Origin of the sequence: Streptomyces sp. NPDC020681 (assembly GCF_044334895.1) — a bacterium.
Taxonomy (GTDB): domain Bacteria; phylum Actinomycetota; class Actinomycetes; order Streptomycetales; family Streptomycetaceae; genus Streptomyces.
In genome coordinates, this window is sequence record NZ_JBIRTX010000002.1 from 278,506 (window position 1) to 295,531 (window position 17,026).

At 70.3% G+C, this 17,026-nt stretch carries 20 protein-coding genes and 1 pseudogene; 12 read left to right on the plus strand and 9 right to left on the minus strand.

Annotation, left to right across the window (positions count from 1 at the left end):
• Positions 1–60: 60 nt before the first annotated feature.
• Positions 61–468 (minus strand): DUF6223 family protein, encoded by a 408-nt coding sequence (locus ACH4YL_RS04825; RefSeq protein ID WP_398504871.1) that lies wholly within the window; start codon positions 466–468, stop codon positions 61–63.
• A 231-nt stretch (positions 469–699) separates the two neighbouring features.
• Between ACH4YL_RS04825 and ACH4YL_RS04830 the strand changes: the two genes are divergently transcribed.
• Both ACH4YL_RS04830 and ACH4YL_RS04835 read left to right on the plus strand, forming a co-directional pair.
• Entirely contained in the window at positions 700–1,827 is a 1,128-nt protein-coding gene (locus tag ACH4YL_RS04830; RefSeq protein ID WP_398504873.1) for a histidine kinase, read from the plus strand.
• The gene (locus ACH4YL_RS04835) at positions 1,824–2,486 is read left to right on the plus strand and encodes a response regulator (protein ID WP_398504875.1); all 663 of its coding nucleotides are present in this window, start codon (positions 1,824–1,826) and stop codon (positions 2,484–2,486) included. The genes ACH4YL_RS04830 and ACH4YL_RS04835 overlap by 4 nt, the downstream gene beginning before the upstream one ends.
• A gap of 44 nt (positions 2,487–2,530) precedes the next feature.
• On the opposite strand, the gene ACH4YL_RS04840 is transcribed toward ACH4YL_RS04835, so the two are convergent.
• Together ACH4YL_RS04840 and ACH4YL_RS04845 are read right to left on the minus strand one after the other, a co-directional pair.
• Positions 2,531–2,923, minus strand: coding sequence for a VOC family protein (locus ACH4YL_RS04840; RefSeq protein ID WP_398504877.1), 393 nt, complete (start codon positions 2,921–2,923; stop codon positions 2,531–2,533).
• 138 nt (positions 2,924–3,061) lie between these two features.
• A complete protein-coding gene (locus ACH4YL_RS04845) occupies positions 3,062–3,970 on the minus strand; it encodes a GlxA family transcriptional regulator (protein WP_398505594.1) in 909 nt (302 codons plus the stop codon).
• 139 nt (positions 3,971–4,109) lie between these two features.
• Here ACH4YL_RS04845 and ACH4YL_RS04850 point away from each other — a divergent pair, with 139 nt between their 5' ends.
• The 3 genes from ACH4YL_RS04850 (at position 4,110) to ACH4YL_RS04860 (ending at position 7,444) form a co-directional block, all read left to right on the plus strand.
• A complete protein-coding gene (locus ACH4YL_RS04850) occupies positions 4,110–4,703 on the plus strand; it encodes an MBL fold metallo-hydrolase (RefSeq protein ID WP_398504879.1) in 594 nt (197 codons plus the stop codon).
• Positions 4,704–4,871: 168 nt separating this feature from the next.
• Positions 4,872–5,459 (plus strand): hypothetical protein, encoded by a 588-nt coding sequence (locus ACH4YL_RS04855; protein ID WP_398504880.1) that lies wholly within the window; start codon positions 4,872–4,874, stop codon positions 5,457–5,459.
• A 152-nt stretch (positions 5,460–5,611) separates the two neighbouring features.
• On the plus strand, positions 5,612–7,444 hold the full coding sequence (locus tag ACH4YL_RS04860) for a sulfatase (protein ID WP_398504882.1): 1,833 nt from the start codon (positions 5,612–5,614) through the stop codon (positions 7,442–7,444).
• A gap of 70 nt (positions 7,445–7,514) precedes the next feature.
• Here ACH4YL_RS04860 and ACH4YL_RS04865 read toward each other — a convergent pair whose 3' ends face one another.
• Positions 7,515–8,273, minus strand: coding sequence for a CDP-alcohol phosphatidyltransferase family protein (locus ACH4YL_RS04865; protein ID WP_398504884.1), 759 nt, complete (start codon positions 8,271–8,273; stop codon positions 7,515–7,517).
• Between the two features lie 112 nt (positions 8,274–8,385).
• On the opposite strand from ACH4YL_RS04865, the gene ACH4YL_RS04870 reads away from it, so the two are divergent.
• The 5 genes and pseudogenes from ACH4YL_RS04870 to ACH4YL_RS04890 all read left to right on the plus strand — a co-directional run.
• Positions 8,386–9,384: a zinc-binding alcohol dehydrogenase gene (locus ACH4YL_RS04870; protein ID WP_398504886.1), complete on the plus strand. Its 999-nt coding sequence runs from the start codon at positions 8,386–8,388 to the stop codon at positions 9,382–9,384.
• A 105-nt stretch (positions 9,385–9,489) separates the two neighbouring features.
• The gene (locus ACH4YL_RS04875) at positions 9,490–9,888 is read left to right on the plus strand and encodes a 6-pyruvoyl trahydropterin synthase family protein (protein ID WP_398504887.1); all 399 of its coding nucleotides are present in this window, start codon (positions 9,490–9,492) and stop codon (positions 9,886–9,888) included.
• 53 nt (positions 9,889–9,941) lie between these two features.
• On the plus strand, positions 9,942–11,036 hold the full coding sequence (locus ACH4YL_RS04880) for a glycosyltransferase family 4 protein (RefSeq protein ID WP_398505595.1): 1,095 nt from the start codon (positions 9,942–9,944) through the stop codon (positions 11,034–11,036).
• Positions 11,033–11,947, plus strand: a complete 915-nt coding sequence (locus ACH4YL_RS04885; protein WP_398504888.1) for a methyltransferase domain-containing protein — start codon at positions 11,033–11,035, stop codon at positions 11,945–11,947. Before ACH4YL_RS04880 ends, ACH4YL_RS04885 begins: the two co-directional genes overlap by 4 nt.
• 26 nt (positions 11,948–11,973) lie before the next feature.
• Positions 11,974–12,873: pseudogene (locus ACH4YL_RS04890) on the plus strand (lysylphosphatidylglycerol synthase transmembrane domain-containing protein); the annotation flags it as partial.
• On the opposite strand, the gene ACH4YL_RS04895 reads toward ACH4YL_RS04890, so the two are convergent.
• Positions 12,805–13,677, minus strand: a complete 873-nt coding sequence (locus tag ACH4YL_RS04895) for a RibD family protein (protein ID WP_398505596.1) — start codon at positions 13,675–13,677, stop codon at positions 12,805–12,807. The pseudogene ACH4YL_RS04890 and the gene ACH4YL_RS04895 sit on opposite strands and share 69 nt — an antisense overlap.
• 29 nt (positions 13,678–13,706) lie before the next feature.
• On the minus strand, positions 13,707–14,510 hold the full coding sequence (locus ACH4YL_RS04900) for a creatininase family protein (RefSeq protein ID WP_398504890.1): 804 nt from the start codon (positions 14,508–14,510) through the stop codon (positions 13,707–13,709).
• Positions 14,511–14,658: 148 nt separating this feature from the next.
• Between ACH4YL_RS04900 and ribA the strand changes: the two genes are divergently transcribed.
• The gene (gene ribA, locus ACH4YL_RS04905; protein WP_398504892.1) at positions 14,659–15,318 is read left to right on the plus strand and encodes a GTP cyclohydrolase II; all 660 of its coding nucleotides are present in this window, start codon (positions 14,659–14,661) and stop codon (positions 15,316–15,318) included.
• Between the two features lie 30 nt (positions 15,319–15,348).
• Here ribA and ACH4YL_RS04910 read toward each other — a convergent pair whose 3' ends face one another.
• The 3 genes from ACH4YL_RS04910 to ACH4YL_RS04920 form a co-directional block, all read right to left on the minus strand.
• Positions 15,349–15,735: a VOC family protein gene (locus ACH4YL_RS04910; RefSeq protein WP_398504894.1), complete on the minus strand. Its 387-nt coding sequence runs from the start codon at positions 15,733–15,735 to the stop codon at positions 15,349–15,351.
• A gap of 1 nt (position 15,736) precedes the next feature.
• The gene (locus tag ACH4YL_RS04915; RefSeq protein WP_398504896.1) at positions 15,737–16,024 is read right to left on the minus strand and encodes an ArsR/SmtB family transcription factor; all 288 of its coding nucleotides are present in this window, start codon (positions 16,022–16,024) and stop codon (positions 15,737–15,739) included.
• A gap of 79 nt (positions 16,025–16,103) precedes the next feature.
• A complete protein-coding gene (locus ACH4YL_RS04920) occupies positions 16,104–16,676 on the minus strand; it encodes a GNAT family N-acetyltransferase (RefSeq protein WP_398504899.1) in 573 nt (190 codons plus the stop codon).
• A 59-nt stretch (positions 16,677–16,735) separates the two neighbouring features.
• On the opposite strand from ACH4YL_RS04920, the gene ACH4YL_RS04925 reads away from it, so the two are divergent.
• The gene (locus ACH4YL_RS04925) at positions 16,736–17,002 is read left to right on the plus strand and encodes a hypothetical protein (RefSeq protein WP_398504901.1); all 267 of its coding nucleotides are present in this window, start codon (positions 16,736–16,738) and stop codon (positions 17,000–17,002) included.
• Positions 17,003–17,026 lie beyond the last annotated feature (24 nt).

Below are 17,026 nucleotides of genomic sequence, written 5' to 3' on the forward strand. Positions count from 1 at the left end.
ACACCAACAACTTCCTCGGTGATCTCCGGGGCAGCGGTGCCTGCGCTCGGATGCCGTCGCCTACGGCATCCGGCGACGCGGCCCCACAGCCCCCGGCTGACCGTGCTCGGCCGTGCTCGCGCTCGCCACGGCCAGCCGCGTCAGCGCCCGACGGCCGAGGACCATGGCGATCAGCCCCAATGGGATGGCCGCGATGGCTCCGACGAGCCCGTTGCCGGTGCCGGGACCACCGCTGGACGTGGCCAGATGAAGCACCGCGAGGGCCGTGCCGGCCAGCCCCACCGCCATGGCCGACAAAGCGCCGGTGCGCGCGTTGCCGGTGCTGATACGGCCGGCGGCGCGGGCCAGGGCAAGCCAGCCGATGGTCACGCCGATCAGTCCCACCCCGAGGGCCAGGTTGGCCCCGGTCCGTCCGTCGCCGATGACTCCGCCCTCGGCGGCCATCATCAAGGCATCTGTCGCACTCATGCCGCTCTCCTCCTTCGTGCGTGGCACATTCCGAGATTTCGCTGTGCCTTGAGCGTGCCTGCCGATCACGCTGCCGGTCGTCCGGCAGACGCAGTCAATTCGGACTGCCACCGATGCCGTAGCCCGGCACCGCGGATACGGCAGACGCCGTGCAGGTACTGCGGTTGCGGTAGCCGGTCGCTCGTCCGCGGGCGGGACTCGCGCGCAGCGGCGTCCGGCTAGGGTGCGGGCATGGACACAGGGCGTTTTCGTGTCCCGGCCGGTGCCATGGACTGGGCGATTGCCATCGGCGTGGCGGCACTGCTGCTGGGCACCGGATTGTCCGGGCAGCACCCGGCCGGGGAGCGCGCGCTGCTCGGCTCCGTCCTGCTGGCCGCCGGCGGTTTGGCGCTGTCCGCGCGTCGTAGGGCTCCGCTCGCCGTCCTGGCCGTGACCGGGCTGTGCGCCGTGGGGTACGAGGCGGCGGGTTTCGAGGTGCTCGCTGTCGCGTACCTGGTTGCGGTGTACGGCGCAGTGCGGGCCGGGCACCGTGCCGTCACGGTGGCGGCATCCGTGACCCTGCTCGTCGTCCTCCCTCTCACGGCCCTGGTCTTCCGCGACGGGCCGGCGAGCGAGGCGTTCGCACAGGCCCGGAACGTACTCGAAATCGCCTGGCTGATCGCCGCCTTTGCCGCCGGGGAGGCGCTGCGGCAGGCCGAGCGGCGGGCGGACGAAGCCGAACGTACTCGGGAGGAGACCGCGCGGCGGCGCGCCGATGAGGAGCGGCTGCACATCGCGCGGGAGCTGCACGATTCCCTCACCCACCAGATTTCGATCATCAAGGTGCAGTCCGAGGTCGCCGTCCACGTAGCCCGCCGGCGCGGCGAGCAGGTGCCCGAGACGCTGCTGGCGATCCAGACGGCCGGACGTGAGGCGACGCGGGAGCTGCGCGCGACCCTGGAAGCCCTGCGCGACGACGACACGACCCCGCCGCAGAGCCTCGAGCACGTACCGGACCTGGTGGAGCGCGCCCGTTCGATGGGCCTGGACGCGACGCTGACGATCGACGGGCAACGGCACGACGTGCCGGCCGCGGTGGGCCGGACCGCCTACCGCATCGTCCAGGAGGCGCTGACCAACACCGCCCGGCACGCCTCTGCCACCACCGCAACCGTCCGGATCGAATACCGGCCCGACGCGCTGTCCATCCAGGTCGACGACGACGGCAAGGCCACCCCCGATGACGCCCCGGCCCCCGGCCTCGGGCTGCTCGGCATGCGCGAACGCGTCACCGCCCTCGGCGGCCGGCTGCGCGCCGAACCGCGCACCGAGCACGGCTTCACCGTCCAGGCCGTACTCCCCGTGGAACGAGCATCATGATCCGTGTCCTGCTGGTCGACGACCAACCACTCATCCGCAGCGGCTTCCGCGCGTTGCTCGACCTCGAAGACGACATCGAGGTGGTGGCCGAAGCCGCCGACGGCGAAGAGGGTTTGGCGCTCATCAAGGAGCAGCTGCCCGACGTCGCGCTCATCGACATCCAGATGCCGGTCATGGACGGCGTCGAGGCGACCCGGCGCATCTCCGCGGACCCCGCCCTGGCCGGCGTGCACGTCGTCATGCTGACCAACTACGGCATGGACGAGTACGTCTACGAAGCGCTGCGCGCCGGCGCCGCCGGGTTCCTGGTCAAGGACATCGTGCCGGAGGACCTCCTGCACGCCGTCCGGGTCGCCGCCCGCGGCGACGCCCTGCTCGCCCCGTCCATCACCCGCAAGCTGATCCACCGGTACGTCACCCAGCCCCTCCCCACCGCCACCGGCGCCGCGCTTACGGAGCTGACCGGCCGCGAACGCGAAGCGGTCGCCCTGGTCGCACAGGGCCTGTCCAATGACCAGATCGCCGACCGCATGGTGATCAGCCCGATGACAGCCAAGACCCACATCAACCGTGCGATGACCAAACTCCACGCCCGCGACCGTGCCCAACTCGTGGTCCTCGCCTACGAGTCCGGCCTGGTCACCCCGCGCAACCTCTGACATCCGGGCAGCGGTGCCGCCGACTTCACGGCGGCGGAGACGGGTCAGGTGACCGGCCGGCCGGCGGGTTGGAACAGTTCGATGAGGTTGCCTGCCGGGTCGGTCAGCAGGATCTGGCGTCCTCCGGGACCGGCGACGACCTCACTGAGGAAGGAAACACCGGCGCTGCGCAGCCGAGCGATCTCGGCATCGAGGTCGTCAAAGGTGAGGTGGATGCGATTGCCGCCCGCGACGGCAGCCTCCTTCGGGGTGGCCCGGGCGCCCGAGCTCGCCGGGCCCGACAGCAGCAGACGCAGCCGACCACGGACCACGTCGGCGAAGGCAGGCGCGGCGCTGGAGTGCAGCGTGAACCCGAGGTGGGTGGTGTAGAAGTCGGTGGCGGCCTGCACGTCATCGACGAGGTAGCGGACGCTGACGTATTCGTCGTGAGTGGTCATGGCTCGAACCTCGCAACGGTCTCGTTGGTTTCAGGACCGGCATCAGCTGCCTGATACAGGTGCCCATTATCTGCCGCCGCGTACTGAAAGGCCGCGTGACCCTTGCACCGACAGGCCTGCGTCGGCCCGCCCGGCTCGCTACGGCGCGTTGCTGAAGGAGCGGCGGTAGGAACGGGGCGGTACACCCCGGCGGCGTACGAACTGTTCGCGCAGGACAGCCGCGCTTCCGTATCCGACCCGGTGGGCGATCTCCTCGATCGGCAGGTCCGTGGTTTCCAGGAGTTCCTCGGCGCTGCTCAGTCGCAGGCTCCGGAGCCAGGCGTGCGGGGTGGTGCCGGTCGCGGCGGCGAAGCGGCGGGCGAAGGACCGTTTGCTCATCACGGCGCGCCGGGCCAGTTCCGCGACGGGAAGCGGTTCGTGGAGGTGCTCGCGGGCCCAGGCGAGCACCTCGGCGAGACGCTCGTCCTGGCAGTCCTCAGGTACGGGGGAGGTCAGATACTGGGCCTGACCGCCGTCCCGGTGCGAGGGCAGCACCATGTCGCGGGCGACGGCGTTGGCCATCGCGGCCCCGTACTCCCGTCTCAGCAGGTGCAGGCAGAGATCGAAGCCCGCGGCGGCTCCCGCACCCGTGGTGATCCGCCCTTCGTCGATGTACAGGGCGTCGGGGTCCACAGCGACGTCCGGGTGGCGGTGGGCCAGCAGTTCGGCGAACCGCCAGTGCGTGGTGGCCCGTCGGCCGTCGAGCAGACCGGCGGCGGCGAGCGCGAACGTGCCGACGCAGTGGGCCGCGACCAGTGAGCCGCTCTCGTTTGCGGCCGACAGCGCGTCAAGCACGGCGGGACCGGGTGGCGTACGGAAGCCGGCCCATGGCAAGGCGATCACCAGATCGGCGGCAGCCAGCCGGTCCAGGCCGTGCTCGACCATGAGCGGCACGCCGAGGTCGGTAGGGACCGGCCCGGGCCGGTCGGTGCACAGCACGAAGTCGAAGCCGGGCAGCCCCTCCCCGTGAGGACCGAACACCTCGGCGACGATGCCCACGGCGAGCATGCCGACACCAGGTGGTGCGTACGCGGCAACGGTCACGAAAGGCGGCACGGGAGCAGTGTGGCACGGCTGGCACGAATCCTGCGATGAGCGGCAGCAGTGCCACTCGTCAACGACCCGGCCTGCCCGCGACGATGGGGACATGACAGACGAACCGCTCGGCCGCAGCGCCGTGTACACGATCCTCACCACCGGCTACGTCGGCTCCACCGGTCCCGGAGTCGCCGCCACCGTCTCCTACGTCACCGACGGCGACCGGCACGTGATCTTCGACCCGGGCATGGTGGCGAGCCGCGACCACATCCTCGGCCCGCTCGCTGAGTTGGGGCTCGGCCCCGACGACATCACCGACGTGGTGCTCAGCCACCACCACCCGGACAACACCATGAACGTGGGCCTGTTCGGACGGGCCAGGGTCCACGACCACAAGGTGGAGTACGTGGGCGACCAGTGGAGGAACCGGGACGCGGAGGGCTATGAACTGACCCCGTCGCTGCGGCTGATCCGCACACCGGGACACAGCCTTGAGGACATCACCCTGCTGGCCGGCACGGACACGGGCGTGGTGGCGTTCGCCGGCGACCTGTGGTGGCACTCGGACGGCCCCGCGGACGACCCCGTAGCCCCGGACCGCGAGGTACTCCGCGCCTCCCGGCTCCGCGTGCTGGCCGCCGCGGACCTGATCGTGCCCGGCCACGGCGGCCCCTTCAAGGCCGACATCACCGCGCCACGCTGACTGTCCCGTCCACGCTGTGAGATGCAGAACTCCGTCGCGCCGGAATGCGCAGCTCACGCCAGTGGTACCGCCAACCGGGTCGGGCTGTCGGCCGGTTCGGCACGGTGTCAGACCAGTGGCCGGATTTGCGCGCACACTGGTGGCCCCCTGAAGCAGGCGGGAGAGACCGTGGACGACCCCAGCCCTCAAGGAGGCGGGAAAGACGTCGGCACGGGCGGACGCAGCGCTCCCTCTCAGCCGGGAGTCATCGGCATCGCGCTCGCCGCCATGCTGACAGCCGCACTCGCAGAGGGTTCCTGGCAGTGGTTCGCCACATACATCGGAGTGACGCTTCTTGCGTTGATCTTCTGCTTTTATCGCCTGCCGGCGTGGAGGCCCGGCCTCCACGCCGCGTACGTCGCAAACCTGACGGCGTATTCGCTCGTCGTGGGCTTGTGCGTCGCGATCACGCTGGCTCCGATGCTGCAGCGCTGGGCGTGGTTGTTTCCGATGCCGGGTACCCGCAGCGAGTGCCGTGAGCTGGGCAAGTACGAGAGCCTACGCACGGAGGCCTCGCTGGCGAACCTCGCCGGTCACGGACGTGCCGCCCTCGCTCAGGCGCAATACCTCCAGAGCCATACTGCCGTTGCCGACTGCCTGTCAGCCACAACAACCCTGTGGCTGCCAGTCTATGGACTCGGGGCGGCCGTACTGGTGGGCTTGGGCGCGTGGTTCTTCGACCGAGCTCGGGCGCGCAGTGACGCAGGGCGTGCCTGAACCGGACGGCGCATCGGCAGCGGCCCCTTCCGATCACGGCGACCTGGTTGCTTGAACTGAAGCCGCCGGCGAGGCGTACAGATAGGGGCGGGCCGCGACCTCCCGGCCTGATCCGGCGGCCACCCGCCGGGCTTCGCACGGAAGGACCTTCGGTGTCGCTCTGGACGCGCTCTCGTCAGCTGCCGAACACGGACAACGCAAGTACGGACTCCGCCGCCGTTCAAGACGCCGCCGCACGTGACGACGCCGACGTTGGCGAAGACACCACCGCCGGGGAACCCGCCCGTGGCGGCTCCGGCGACTCGGGCGACTCCGGCGAAACGGTCGCCACCGCCCGCCGGGACAAGCACCCGGCCGTTGCCTGGGTGATCGCTGCCCTCGCCGCCCTGTTGGTGCTCTTCGCTCTCCTCCTGCCGAACCAGCTCACCCGCCTCACGCCCGGCGCGTTCGTGCGCATCCCGGTGGAGGGGATCTTCGGTGCCGCCGTGCTGCTCACCCTGCAGCCGAGGGCGAGGCGGGTGGCGGCGGTGTTCGCCGGCGCGGGGCTGGGCCTGTTGACCGTCCTGAAGCTCCTCGACATGGGCTTCTACTCGTTTCTCGACCGGCCCTTCGACCCGGTGCTCGACTGGATCCTGTTCGACGACGCCGAGGCGTTCCTCAGGGACTCCGTCGGCCGGGGCGGCGCCATCGGTGCCGTGGTCGGGGTCGTGGTCGTCGTCCTTGCGCTGCTCGTCCTCATGACACTGGCAGTCGTCCGGCTGAGCCGTCTCGTCGTCCGGCACAGCGCCGCGGCGACCCCTGCCATCCTCGTACTCGGGACCGCCTGGATCACCTGCACGGCGCTCGGCGTGCAGGTCGGGGGCGTACCGGTCGCGTCCACGAGCACCGCCACGCTCGTGAAGAGCCATGTGAAGCAGATGCGTGCGGGCTTGAACGACGAGCAGGTGTTCGCCAGGGAGGCCCGGATCGACGCCTTCCGCGACACTCCGGCCGACCGGCTGCTGACCGGGCTGAGCGGCAAGGACGTCATCTTCGTCTTCATAGAGAGCTACGGGCGCAGCGCGGTCCAGGACCCGGCAATGGCGTCGCAGGTCGGTGCGGTGCTCGCGGACGGGAACAGCCGGCTGCGCGCGGCCGGGTTCTCCTCCCGGAGCGCCTTCCTCACCTCGCCGACGACGGGCGGAGGCAGTTGGCTGGCCCACTCCACCTTCGCGTCAGGCCTGTGGATAGAGAACGAAGGGCGCTATCGCAGCGTCACCTCGAGCGATCGGCTGACCCTCACCGGCGCCTTCCAGGAGGCGGGCCGGTGGCGGACGGTCGGCATAATGCCGGGCGTCACGCGGGCCTGGCCGGAGGGACGGCTCTACGGTCTCGACCAGATCTACGACTCCCGGCAACTCGGGTACGAGGGACCGAAGTTCAGCTGGACGCCCGTACCCGATCAGTACAGCCTGTCGGCGTTCGAGCGCCTGGAGCACGGCAAGCCGGGCCGCGAGCCGCTGATGGCGTCGATCATCCTCACCTCCAGCCACCAGCCCTGGGCGCCCATACCCAGGATGATCGGCTGGGACCAGGTCGGTGACGGCTCCGTCTACCACTCCATCGAAGAAGCGGGCAAGGACCCCGAAGAGGTGTGGAAGGACCCCGACAACGTGCGCACCGAGTACCGGAATGCCATCGAGTACTCGCTGAACAGCCTCATCTCCTACGTGGAGAAGTACGGCAACGACGACACCGTGCTCGTCTTCCTCGGCGACCACCAGCCCGTCCCGACCGTCACCCGCGGCGAACTCGGCCGGGACGTGCCGATATCGATCGTCGCCCGCGACCCGGCCGTGCTGGACCGGATCTCCGGCTGGGGCTGGCACGACGGTCTCAAGCCAGGGCCGAAGGCTCCGGTCTGGCGGATGGACACCTTCCGCGACCGGTTCCTCACCGCCTACGGCCCGAAGCCCGGCCCCGTCCCGTCGCCGCCGACTCGGTGACCGCCGGGTCACACCATCGGAACGTTCCGGGACTACGAAGACCGGGAGCGCTGCGGGACGGGGGGGCGGGTCAAGCCCTCTCGTGACTCGGGTCCCGGACCACCACTGCGCTGTCACGGACCCTGACGCGCCACAGCCACCTGATGTCACGCGCGAAAGACCAGACGAGCAGTGCCAGCGCCACGAGGACTGCCGCGTACGCAGGCAGGCGCGGGACGATCCCGGCGCCGACCACGAGAAGGACGATCCCTTGCAGCGCGGCCACCGTCTTGCGGGCCGTGCTCGGCGGAAGTGGCCCGTTCAGCCACGGCAGTACGCGGGCCGCGACGACGAAGGCGTAGCGCATGGCGCCGATCAACAGCACCCATGCGCCCAGTGACATGGCGACGTAGACGCTGAGCACCAGGATGAGGAAGGCGTCGACCTCCATGTCGAAGCGTGCCCCCAGGGCGGACTCCGTCCCCGTGCGCCGGGCGACTTGGCCGTCGACCCCGTCAAGGATCAGCGCCACCGCGGCGAGGCCGACCAAGACCGCGACCGGCGGACGGCTCAGGAAGGAATCCGCTATCAGCGCGGTCACACCTCCGACGAGCGTCGTCCGGGCCAGGGTGACACCGTTGGCCGGACCGAAGGGCCTGGGCCACCGCCGGCTCAGGGCACGGGTGAGCACAGCCCAGGTGGCGAGCGTGAACGCCAGGCCCGTCAGCCATCCCGCGGGCCCCAGCCCGACCACCGTGGCGAGCACGGCCAGCAGCAGCGTCTGCGCTCCCGCCCCCACGGCCGTCTCCGGGCGCAACAACCTCGCGTCGTAAGTGCCGATCAGGGCCACCGCGCTCCACCCTCCGGTCGTGTGACAGAGTCGATGAGTGCCGCGTACCGTTTGCGGCCTCGTGATTATCAGAACGTGAACCGTCACCCCAGCGTTCAGCAGGAGGTCGCCGATGGAGCGAGCCGCACGCGCCTTCTGGCTCCGCTCCCCCGGCCACGGCGAGATTCGCGACGCTTCTCTGCCGGAACCGGCGGACGACGACGTCGTCGTGCGCACGCTGTTCTCCGGCGTGAGCCGTGGCACGGAGAGCCTCGTCTTTCGCGGCGGCGTACCGCGGAGCCAGCACACCGCGATGCGGGCGCCGTTCCAGGACGGTGAGTTTCCCGGGCCCGTGAAGTACGGCTATCTCAACGTCGGCCTCGTCGAGGAAGGACCGCGGCATCTCGTCGGCCGCACGGTCTTCTGCCTCTACCCGCACCAAAGCCGTTACGTCGTCCCGGCGAGTGCCGTGACCCCGGTGCCGGACACCGTCCCCGCAGGTCGGGCCGTGCTGGCCGGGACGGTGGAGACCGCGGTGAACGCCCTGTGGGATGCCGCGCCGCTGATCGGCGACCGGGTCGCCGTCGTGGGAGCGGGCATGATCGGCAGCTCTGTCGCCGCGCTTGTCGCCCGGTACCCCGGCGTGCGCGTCCAGTTGGTCGATGCCGACCCGGCCCGTGCCGCCGTCGCCGAAGCGCTGGGCGTCGACTTCGCGCTCCCCGAGGACGCCCTGGGCGACTGCGACCTGGTGTTCCACGCGAGCGCCACCGAAGCCGGACTCGCGCGCTCACTGGAGCTCCTGGCCGCGGAGGGAACGGTCCTGGAGCTGAGCTGGTACGGCGACCGGCAGGTCAGCCTGCCGCTCGGAGAGGCCTTCCACTCCGGCCGGCTGGTGCTGCGGGCCAGCCAGGTGGGGAGGGTGTCACCGGCGCGGCGCTCCAGCCGGACGTACGCCGACCGGCTCGCGCTCTCGCTCGAGCTGCTCGCCGACCCGGCCTTCGACGCACTGATCACCGGCGAATGCGCCTTCGAGGAACTGCCGTCGGCGCTGGCCGAGATCGCCTCCGGTGCCCTTCCCGGGCTCTGCCACCGGGTGACGTACGACACGGCCGCTGCCGCCGGTTCCGCCTGAACATCGAACGACCTGGGCCTTTGAACGCGCAGTACGCTCCGGCCGTACTGAAGTGCAGGGGCCGTCACCGGCCCGCATGCGTCGGAGACCGGGAGGTCGCAGCCGTTGTTCAGCGTCACCGTCCGTGAGCACCTGATGATCGCCCACAGCTTCCGCGGGGAGGTCTTCGGCCCCGCGCAGCGTCTGCACGGAGCGACGTTCCTTGTGGACGCCACCTTCCGCCGTCCCGAGCTCGACGCCGACAACATCGTCGTCGACATCGGCCTGGCCACCAAGGAACTGGGCGTCGTGGTGGGTGAGTTCAACTACCGCAATCTCGATGACGAGTCCGAGTTCGCCGGTATCAACACCTCGACGGAGTTCCTGGCCAAGTTCATCGCAGACCGGCTGGCCGACCGGGTGCACGCCGGTGCGCTGGGCGAGGGCGCCCGTGATCTGGCCGGCATCACCGTCACCCTGCACGAGTCACACATCGCGTGGGCGAGCTACGAGCGCGCACTGTGAACCACTCAGCCGCCACCGCCGCCGCCACGCCCGAGCACTCGGTTCGGGTCGTGATGCCCGGCGGAGTCGACGATCCGGCGGCACCGAGTGGCGGCAACACCTACGACCGCAGGGTGTGCCGGGACCTGTCCCGGCTGGGCTGGCAGGTTCATGAGCACGCCGTCGCGGGCGACTGGCCCCAGCCCCGGGAGGACGCGCGCGCGGAACTGGCGCGAATACTCCGGGAGTCGGCCGACGGCTCCCTCGTCCTCCTCGACGGGCTCGTCGCGTGCGCGGTCCCCGACATCATCGTCCCGGAGGCCGGCCGGCTGCGCCTCGCGGTACTGGTGCACCTGCCGTTGGGCGACGAGACCGGACTCGCTCCAGGCACGGCAGCGGCTCTGGACGCCAAGGAACGCACGACGCTGCGGGCCGTGGCTGCGGTCGTGGCCACCAGCGACTGGGCGGCCGGCAGGCTCGTGGACCACCATGGGCTCGACCCCGGCAGGGTCCACGTCGCCGCGCCCGGAGCCGACATCGCGCCGCTGTCCGCCGGCACCGCATCAGGCACCGCATCAGGCGCCGACAGCGCCCCGCGCCTGCTGTGCGTCGCCGCGGTGACCCCGCGCAAAGGCCAGCACGAGCTGGTCAAGGCCCTCGCGACCGTCGCCGACCTGCCGTGGAGCTGCGTCTGCGTCGGCGGACTGGGCCAGGATCCCGGTTACGTGGCCCGGCTGCGGGAGCTGATCGGCGAGCACGGCCTCGGCGACCGGGTTCAACTCGCCGGCCCCCGGACCGGCCCCGAGCTGAACGCGAGCTACGCCGCCGCCGACCTCCTGGTGCTCGCCTCGCACGCCGAGACGTACGGCATGGCCGTGACCGAGGCGCTCGCGCGCGGCATTCCCGTACTGGCGACGGACGTCGGCGGCCTCCCGGAGGCGGTCGGGCACGCGCCCGACGGCAGCGTCCCGGGCGTTCTCGTGCCGCCCAACGACCTGGCGGCTCTCGCTGCGGCGTTGCGCCACTGGCTCCGCGAGCCCGGCGAACGCCATCGCTCGAAGGCGGCCGCACGACGGCGGCGCACCGCGCTGGCCGGCTGGGAGACGACCTCGAGGAACCTCGCCAAGGCGCTGGAACAACTCCAGCAGGACTCCCGGAGGACCACATGAGTGGCACCGACGCAGCTCGTTACGCCCCGGAGTGGCTGGCCCTGCGGGAGGGCGCCGATGCCGCCGCCCGCTCACGCGAACTCCTCGCCCCGCTGCGACAGCAGCTGGCAGTGGCGGCCAAGCCGGCCGACCAGCCGGAACGGGACGTGGCGTTGGTGATCCGCGACCTCGGCTGCGGCACCGGTTCCATGGGACGCTGGCTCGCGCCTCGTCTGAACGGTCCCCAGCACTGGATCCTGCACGACCACGACCCCGATCTGCTCGAGCTGGCCGCCGCGCGGATGCCCCGTACGGCCGCCGACGGCAGCCGCGTCACGGTCACGGTGGAACGCGGAGACGTCGCCCACCTGGACGCGGACGGCCTCCGAGGCACCTCGCTGGTGACGGCGTCCGCGCTGCTGGACCTGCTCACCCGCGACGAGTTGGACGCTCTCGCCGCGGCCTGCGCCGCGGCCGAATGCCCGGCACTGCTGGCGCTCTCCGTCGTGGGGCGGGTCGACCTCACTCCGGACGACCCGCTGGACGCCGAGATGGCCGAGGCGTTCAACTCCCACCAGCGCCGCGAGGATCGGGGCCGCAGGCTCCTCGGACCCGACGCCGTCGCGGCGGCCTCCGCGGCCTTCGCCCGCCATGGCATGACCGTACGGGCGCACAACAGCCCGTGGCGGCTCGGTCCCGGTTCCGCGGGCGGCCAGGGCCGGCCGGGCTCTGGCGACGACGGGTCCGCGCTGATGGGTGAGTGGCTGCGCGGCTGGGTCGACGCCGCCGTCGAACAGTCGCCGGAGCTTGCGCCGCGTGCCGACGCGTATGTGCGGCGCCGCCTTGCGGCGTGCGAGGCCGGTGAGTTGCGGATCGTGGTGCACCACAGCGATGTGCTGGCCCTGCCCCGGCCGACGGGAGGCGCGTCGTGATCAAGGCGGTCCAGGCGCGTCTGGGCATGCTCGCCGGAGCGGCCATCCTCGTGGCGATGGTGTCCTGGCAGGGCGGCGCCTTCCTCGACGGTCTGCGCGGAATCGACGGCCCGACCCTGCTGGCCGCTCTCGGCCTCGGCCTGTTCACCACCGTGTTCAGCGCGTGGCGCTGGTGCCTGGTGGCCCGAGGCCTGAAAATCCGGATTCCGCTGGTCCCGGCCGTCGCCGACTACTACCGCGCTCTGTTCCTGAACGCGGCGCTGCCCGGCGGTGTCGTCGGCGACGTGCACCGCGCGGTACGGCACGGGCGAAGCTCCGGGGACCTCGGGCGGGGCGTCCGCGCGGTCGTCCTCGAACGGATCGCGGGCCAAGTGGTCCTTGTCGCCGTCGGCGTGACGCTCCTGATCGCGCAACCCTCCCGGGCCCTTGCGGAGACCGGCCGCGTCGTCGCGACGCCGGGCGCCGCGGCGGCCCTGGCCGTGGTGTGCGGGCTGGCGATCGTGGCTGCCGTCCGGCTCCGCAGGAAGCCGGGCACCTCGCGATGGCACCGCGCGGTACGCGCCACGCTCGCCGAAGCGCGCCTCGGACTGCTCGCCCGTGGGACCTGGCCAGGGGTGTTGATGTCGTCCGTCGCGGTGCTGGCGGGCCATCTCGCCATGTTCCTTCTCGCCGCCCGAGCCGCGGGATCAACCGCGCCCGCGGCCGAGTTGCTGCCTCTGATGGTGCTGGCGCTGCTCGCCATGGCGCTGCCGCTGAACGTCGGCGGCTGGGGGCCCAGGGAAGGAGTCACCGCCTGGGCCTTCGGAACCGCGGGTCTGGGCGCTGCCCAAGGGCTGACCACTGCCGTGGTGTACGGACTACTGGCCCTCGCCGCGAGCCTGCCCGGTATCGGCGTGCTCGTCGCCCAGTGGTTCACCGGGATGCGCCGTCGTCCGCAGGTCGAGTTCGAAGAGAGTGTCCTCGCCAAGGGCAGCGCGTCGCGTCGGCGGACGGAGCGCGTCCCGCATCAGCTCCGGACCGGGGAAACCGAGTCCTCGGACGCCGTCGCCGAGCAGGACCGGTGCCACGGTGACATAGAGCCGGTGCAGCGCCCGCGCGTGGAGAAAGCGCGACACGGTTACGCCGCCGCCCTCGACCAGCACGCGCCCCAGGTCGCGTCGCGCGAGCTCACGCACCAGGCGTCGTGGGGCGAACGCGCTGTCGGGCAGGGGCAGTACGTCAACGCCGTCAATGTCCGCGGCGGCCTTCCCGCGCTCGCTGTCGGCGCCCACCACCCACAGGGTCGGTGCCGCCCCGTCGGTGAACACCTTGCGTTGCAGCGGCACTCGGCCGTGCGGATCGAGGACGACGCGTACCGGGTTGGCTCCCGTACAGGAACGGACCGTCAGTTGGGGATCGTCCGCGACGGCGGTGCCGGCCCCGACGATGACCGCGTCGGCGAGCGCGCGCAGGCGGTGCAGGTGCTCGCGGTCCTCCTCGCCGGTGACGTAGTCGGCGTCGCCCGTACGGCTCGCGATGAAACCGTCCAGACTCTGCCCCAGCTGCGCGAACGTGAAGCGGGGACCGGCCAGGCACAGCGACAGATAGCGGTCGGCGAGGGCATCCGCCTCGGGCGAGGCGTTTCGCCACTGGCGTCGGCCGTCCGCGTCCCGGAACAGCCCGGCGGCCTCGGCGTCCGCCTCGGTCCGGATGCCGCGCAGCAGCTCCCAGGCTGCCGATGCGTCGAGCATGCCGACACGGTGCGACGCGGCGCGGCCGGTCAACGCGTCTCCCGAATCCGGGACTCTGCGTCTGCCTCTGCCGACGGCTCTTCCGCCGGCTCTTCCGGTGTCAGGAGTGAGAAGTATTCGGCGAATGAATCGACGAGGCCGGCCAACAACTCTTTCCCCTTACCGGGCGAAGCCATCGACGGGCTGCCGATCACGCCGGATTCCGTGTAGGCCCGCATACCGAGAGTGAGCAAATGCTCCCGGTCGTCGGCGAGGAAATCGGAGGTCTCGTAACCGGGGCGGACGAGTTCTGGATGGTCATGCAACAGGATGGACGTCTCCACTTCACCCGCATGCATATCGCTGTGGGGCGACGTCTGCACACCGGCCCTGTCCCGTGCCGCACTCCAGTCGGCCGGGCCGGGGAAAAGGGCCATGCGAATTCCACTGCCGGCGGACTCCTGAACCACGTTGCGCAGTACGTAGTTTCCGCCGTGACCGTTGATCAGAACCAGGTTATTGATACCGGAACGGCGGAGCGATTCGGCGATGTCCCGCACGACGGCAGTGAGTGTTGTCGCAGAAATGCTGACGGTTCCCGGCCAGGCAGCGTGCTCGTGCGAGCAGGAGATCGTCAGAGGAGGAAGACAGTGGACCGGATACGCGGAGGCGACCTCCCTGGCGATGGCGCAGGCTATGACCGTGTCGGTCATCAGGGGGAGAAACGGCCCATGTTGCTCGAAACTGCCGATGGGAAGGACCGCCACATCGGCTCGGCCCTCCCTCACATCCTCCGTCGTTGTCTCCAGCGGCAACAGCCCCAATGCCGGCAGCCGGACGTACGGGCCACTCATGTTTCCCGACCCACTCTTTCTTCGTTCCAGGAGATGCGGCCGCCGAGCGACCCCAATTGAGATGGTCGAACGTGATTGCCGAATAGGCAAGTTGACCCTCTCGCCGATTAGGATTCCACCACCCGAGGTTACCCGATAGGATCTGGCCATGATAGATACGGATGACGCACACCACCCCGACACCGCTCGTTCATCAGGCGTCGAACGCGTGGCAAGTGTCCGACTGTCCACCGAGCATGGTGATTTCCTCGCCGTGGGCTACCTGGACCGCGATCGCGGCGATGAACAAATAGCCTTGATATACGGCGACGTTGAGGGAGCCGGAACGCTTACCCGGCTGCATTCGGAGTGTCTGACCGGGGACACCTTCGGATCCAAGCACTGCGAGTGCGGGGATCAGCTGTCCGCGGCGCTGCGAGCCATCGTGAGCGAAGGACGCGGCATTCTTGTCTACCTCCAGGGGCACGAGGGGCGAGGCATCGGCCTGTTGGCCAAGCTTCAGGCGATGCAGCTCCAGGCGGAGGGGCTGGACACCGTCGAGGCGAATCTCGCGCTCGGGCTCCCGGCCGACGCTCGCGACTACAGGGTGGCGGCGGACATCCTGCACGACCTCGGCGTGCGATCCGTACGACTGATGTCGAACAACCCGCGTAAGCGCGCGGCGCTGCTCAAGCACGGCATCGAGATCACCGAACAGGTTTCGCTGCTGACACCACCGCGCGAGGAGAACATCTTCTACCTGCGGACCAAGCGGGAACGCCTCGGTCACTACCTTCCGCACCTGGACCGCGCACCCGAACCGTCCTGAAGCACGGCCGGCTCGTGCGCGGTCCGCTCGCTACTTCTGGTGCGCGATCTGGATCAGGTTGCCGCAGGTGTCGTCGAGGACGGCCACGGTCACCGGCCCCATCTCGACCGGCTCCTGCGTGAACCGCACCCCGAGCCCGCTCAGCCTCGCGAACTCCGCGTGGACGTCGTCGACGGCGAAGGACGTGTACGGGATCCCGTCCTCGACCAGCGCCTGCTTGAAGGGCTTGGCGGCGGGGTGGCCATCCGGTTCCAGGACGAGTTCGGTGCCGTCGGGGTCGTCGGGCGAGACCACGGTCAGCCACCGGTCTTCGCCGATGGGGACTTCGGTCTTCTTCACAAATCCCAGCACCTCTGTGTAGAAGCGCAGGGCCTTGTCCTGATCGTCGACAAGGACGCTGGCCAGGTTGATCCGCATATCAGGTCTCCGGTCGGTCACGCCTGAGCCACCGGGTGGCGATGCGCTCAAGCGGTTCTGTGTTGAGGTCGTGGAACTTGCAGCGGCCTTCCCGCCGGGTCTCGATCAGGCCCGCGGCTTCGAGCACGGCCAGATGCTGCGAGATCGCCTGGCGGGACGACCCGAGCCCGTGCTTCATGGCAAGCCGCGCGCAGATCTCGAACAGCGTCTGCCCGTTCCGATCGGTCAGCTCGTCGAGGATCTTTCTCCGGGTGGGATCGGCAATTGCCTTGAAGACATCGTCTGCCACTCCGCAACAATAGGCAAGCATCCACTTGCCTATCAAGTCGCGTGCGCGATGCGCGCCGGATCGAGGGCCCATCCGCGGGTCAGCGCAGGTCGAGCCGCATCAGGACCCGGGGATGACCGGCCAGCACCGAGGTGGTGTCGGCGACGTGGGTGAACCCGGCGCGCTCGAAGTTCTTCCGGATCCCGGCGTACGCCATCGTCATGTCGACCTTGGCGTCACCGTTGTCGAGTGGATAGGCCTCGATCGCCGGTGCGCCGTGGTTGCGGGCGAACTCGACCGCGCCGGCGATGAGGGCGTGCGAGATTCCCTTCTTCCGGTGGCCGGGGCGTACGCGGATGCACCACAGCGACCAGACCGGCAGGTCGTCGACGTGCGGAATCTTCCGGTTGCGCGCGAAGGAGGTGTCCGAGCGCGGCGCCACGGCGGCCCAGCCGACCGGCTCGTCGCCGTCGTAGGCGAGCACTCCCGGAGGGGGTTCCGTACGGCACAGCTCGGCGACGCACTCTCCGCGGGCCGGCCCGCGGAGCTCGTTGTTGAGCTTGGACGGGATCCGGTAGCTCAGGCACCAGCAGACGTTGGCCCCGGGCGACTTCGGGCCGAGCAGGGTCCGGACATCCTCGAAGACCGAAGCCGGGCGAACCTCAATGGTCATGGCACCACAGTGGCACGGCGCGTTCGCCCTAGAAATCGAACACGTGTTTTAATTCAGGTATGGCGCGACCCCTCCACCCCGACGACCTGCTGGCGGCGCAGCACGAGTGGAACCGCACGTACGCGGAGCTTGCCGACCGGCCGGTGGACTACACGGCGCTGCGACGCAGGCTGCTCCGACTGTCCGGCCGGATCTTCTGGCACCCCTTCTGGTCGACCACCGCCGGCCGGGGACCTGCCGCCCGGGTGGAGCTGCGCCGCCGGGTCCGCGCGCAAGAGCGGGACATGCACGCCAAAGCGGGGCTCAATGGCGCAAATGCGAAGTAACTCCCTGTTCTATGGATTCACGCA

Excerpts from the sequence above, each read along its gene's own strand:
- ACH4YL_RS04825 (WP_398504871.1), bottom strand. The coding sequence starts at position 468 with ATGAGTGCGACAGATGCCTTGATGATGGCCGCCGAGGGCGGAGTCATC.
- ACH4YL_RS04830 (WP_398504873.1), top strand. The coding sequence starts at position 700 with ATGGACACAGGGCGTTTTCGTGTCCCGGCCGGTGCCATGGACTGGGCG.
- ACH4YL_RS04835 (WP_398504875.1), top strand. The coding sequence starts at position 1,824 with ATGATCCGTGTCCTGCTGGTCGACGACCAACCACTCATCCGCAGCGGC.
- ACH4YL_RS04840 (WP_398504877.1), bottom strand. The coding sequence starts at position 2,923 with ATGACCACTCACGACGAATACGTCAGCGTCCGCTACCTCGTCGATGAC.
- ACH4YL_RS04845 (WP_398505594.1), bottom strand. The coding sequence starts at position 3,970 with ATGCTCGCCGTGGGCATCGTCGCCGAGGTGTTCGGTCCTCACGGGGAG.
- ACH4YL_RS04850 (WP_398504879.1), top strand. The coding sequence starts at position 4,110 with ATGACAGACGAACCGCTCGGCCGCAGCGCCGTGTACACGATCCTCACC.
- ACH4YL_RS04870 (WP_398504886.1), top strand. The coding sequence starts at position 8,386 with ATGGAGCGAGCCGCACGCGCCTTCTGGCTCCGCTCCCCCGGCCACGGC.
- ACH4YL_RS04880 (WP_398505595.1), top strand. The coding sequence starts at position 9,942 with ATGCCCGGCGGAGTCGACGATCCGGCGGCACCGAGTGGCGGCAACACC.
- ACH4YL_RS04885 (WP_398504888.1), top strand. The coding sequence starts at position 11,033 with ATGAGTGGCACCGACGCAGCTCGTTACGCCCCGGAGTGGCTGGCCCTG.
- ACH4YL_RS04895 (WP_398505596.1), bottom strand. The coding sequence starts at position 13,677 with ATGCTCGACGCATCGGCAGCCTGGGAGCTGCTGCGCGGCATCCGGACC.
- ACH4YL_RS04900 (WP_398504890.1), bottom strand. The coding sequence starts at position 14,510 with ATGAGTGGCCCGTACGTCCGGCTGCCGGCATTGGGGCTGTTGCCGCTG.
- ribA (WP_398504892.1), top strand. The coding sequence starts at position 14,659 with ATGATAGATACGGATGACGCACACCACCCCGACACCGCTCGTTCATCA.
- ACH4YL_RS04910 (WP_398504894.1), bottom strand. The coding sequence starts at position 15,735 with ATGCGGATCAACCTGGCCAGCGTCCTTGTCGACGATCAGGACAAGGCC.
- ACH4YL_RS04920 (WP_398504899.1), bottom strand. The coding sequence starts at position 16,676 with ATGACCATTGAGGTTCGCCCGGCTTCGGTCTTCGAGGATGTCCGGACC.
- ACH4YL_RS04925 (WP_398504901.1), top strand. The coding sequence starts at position 16,736 with ATGGCGCGACCCCTCCACCCCGACGACCTGCTGGCGGCGCAGCACGAG.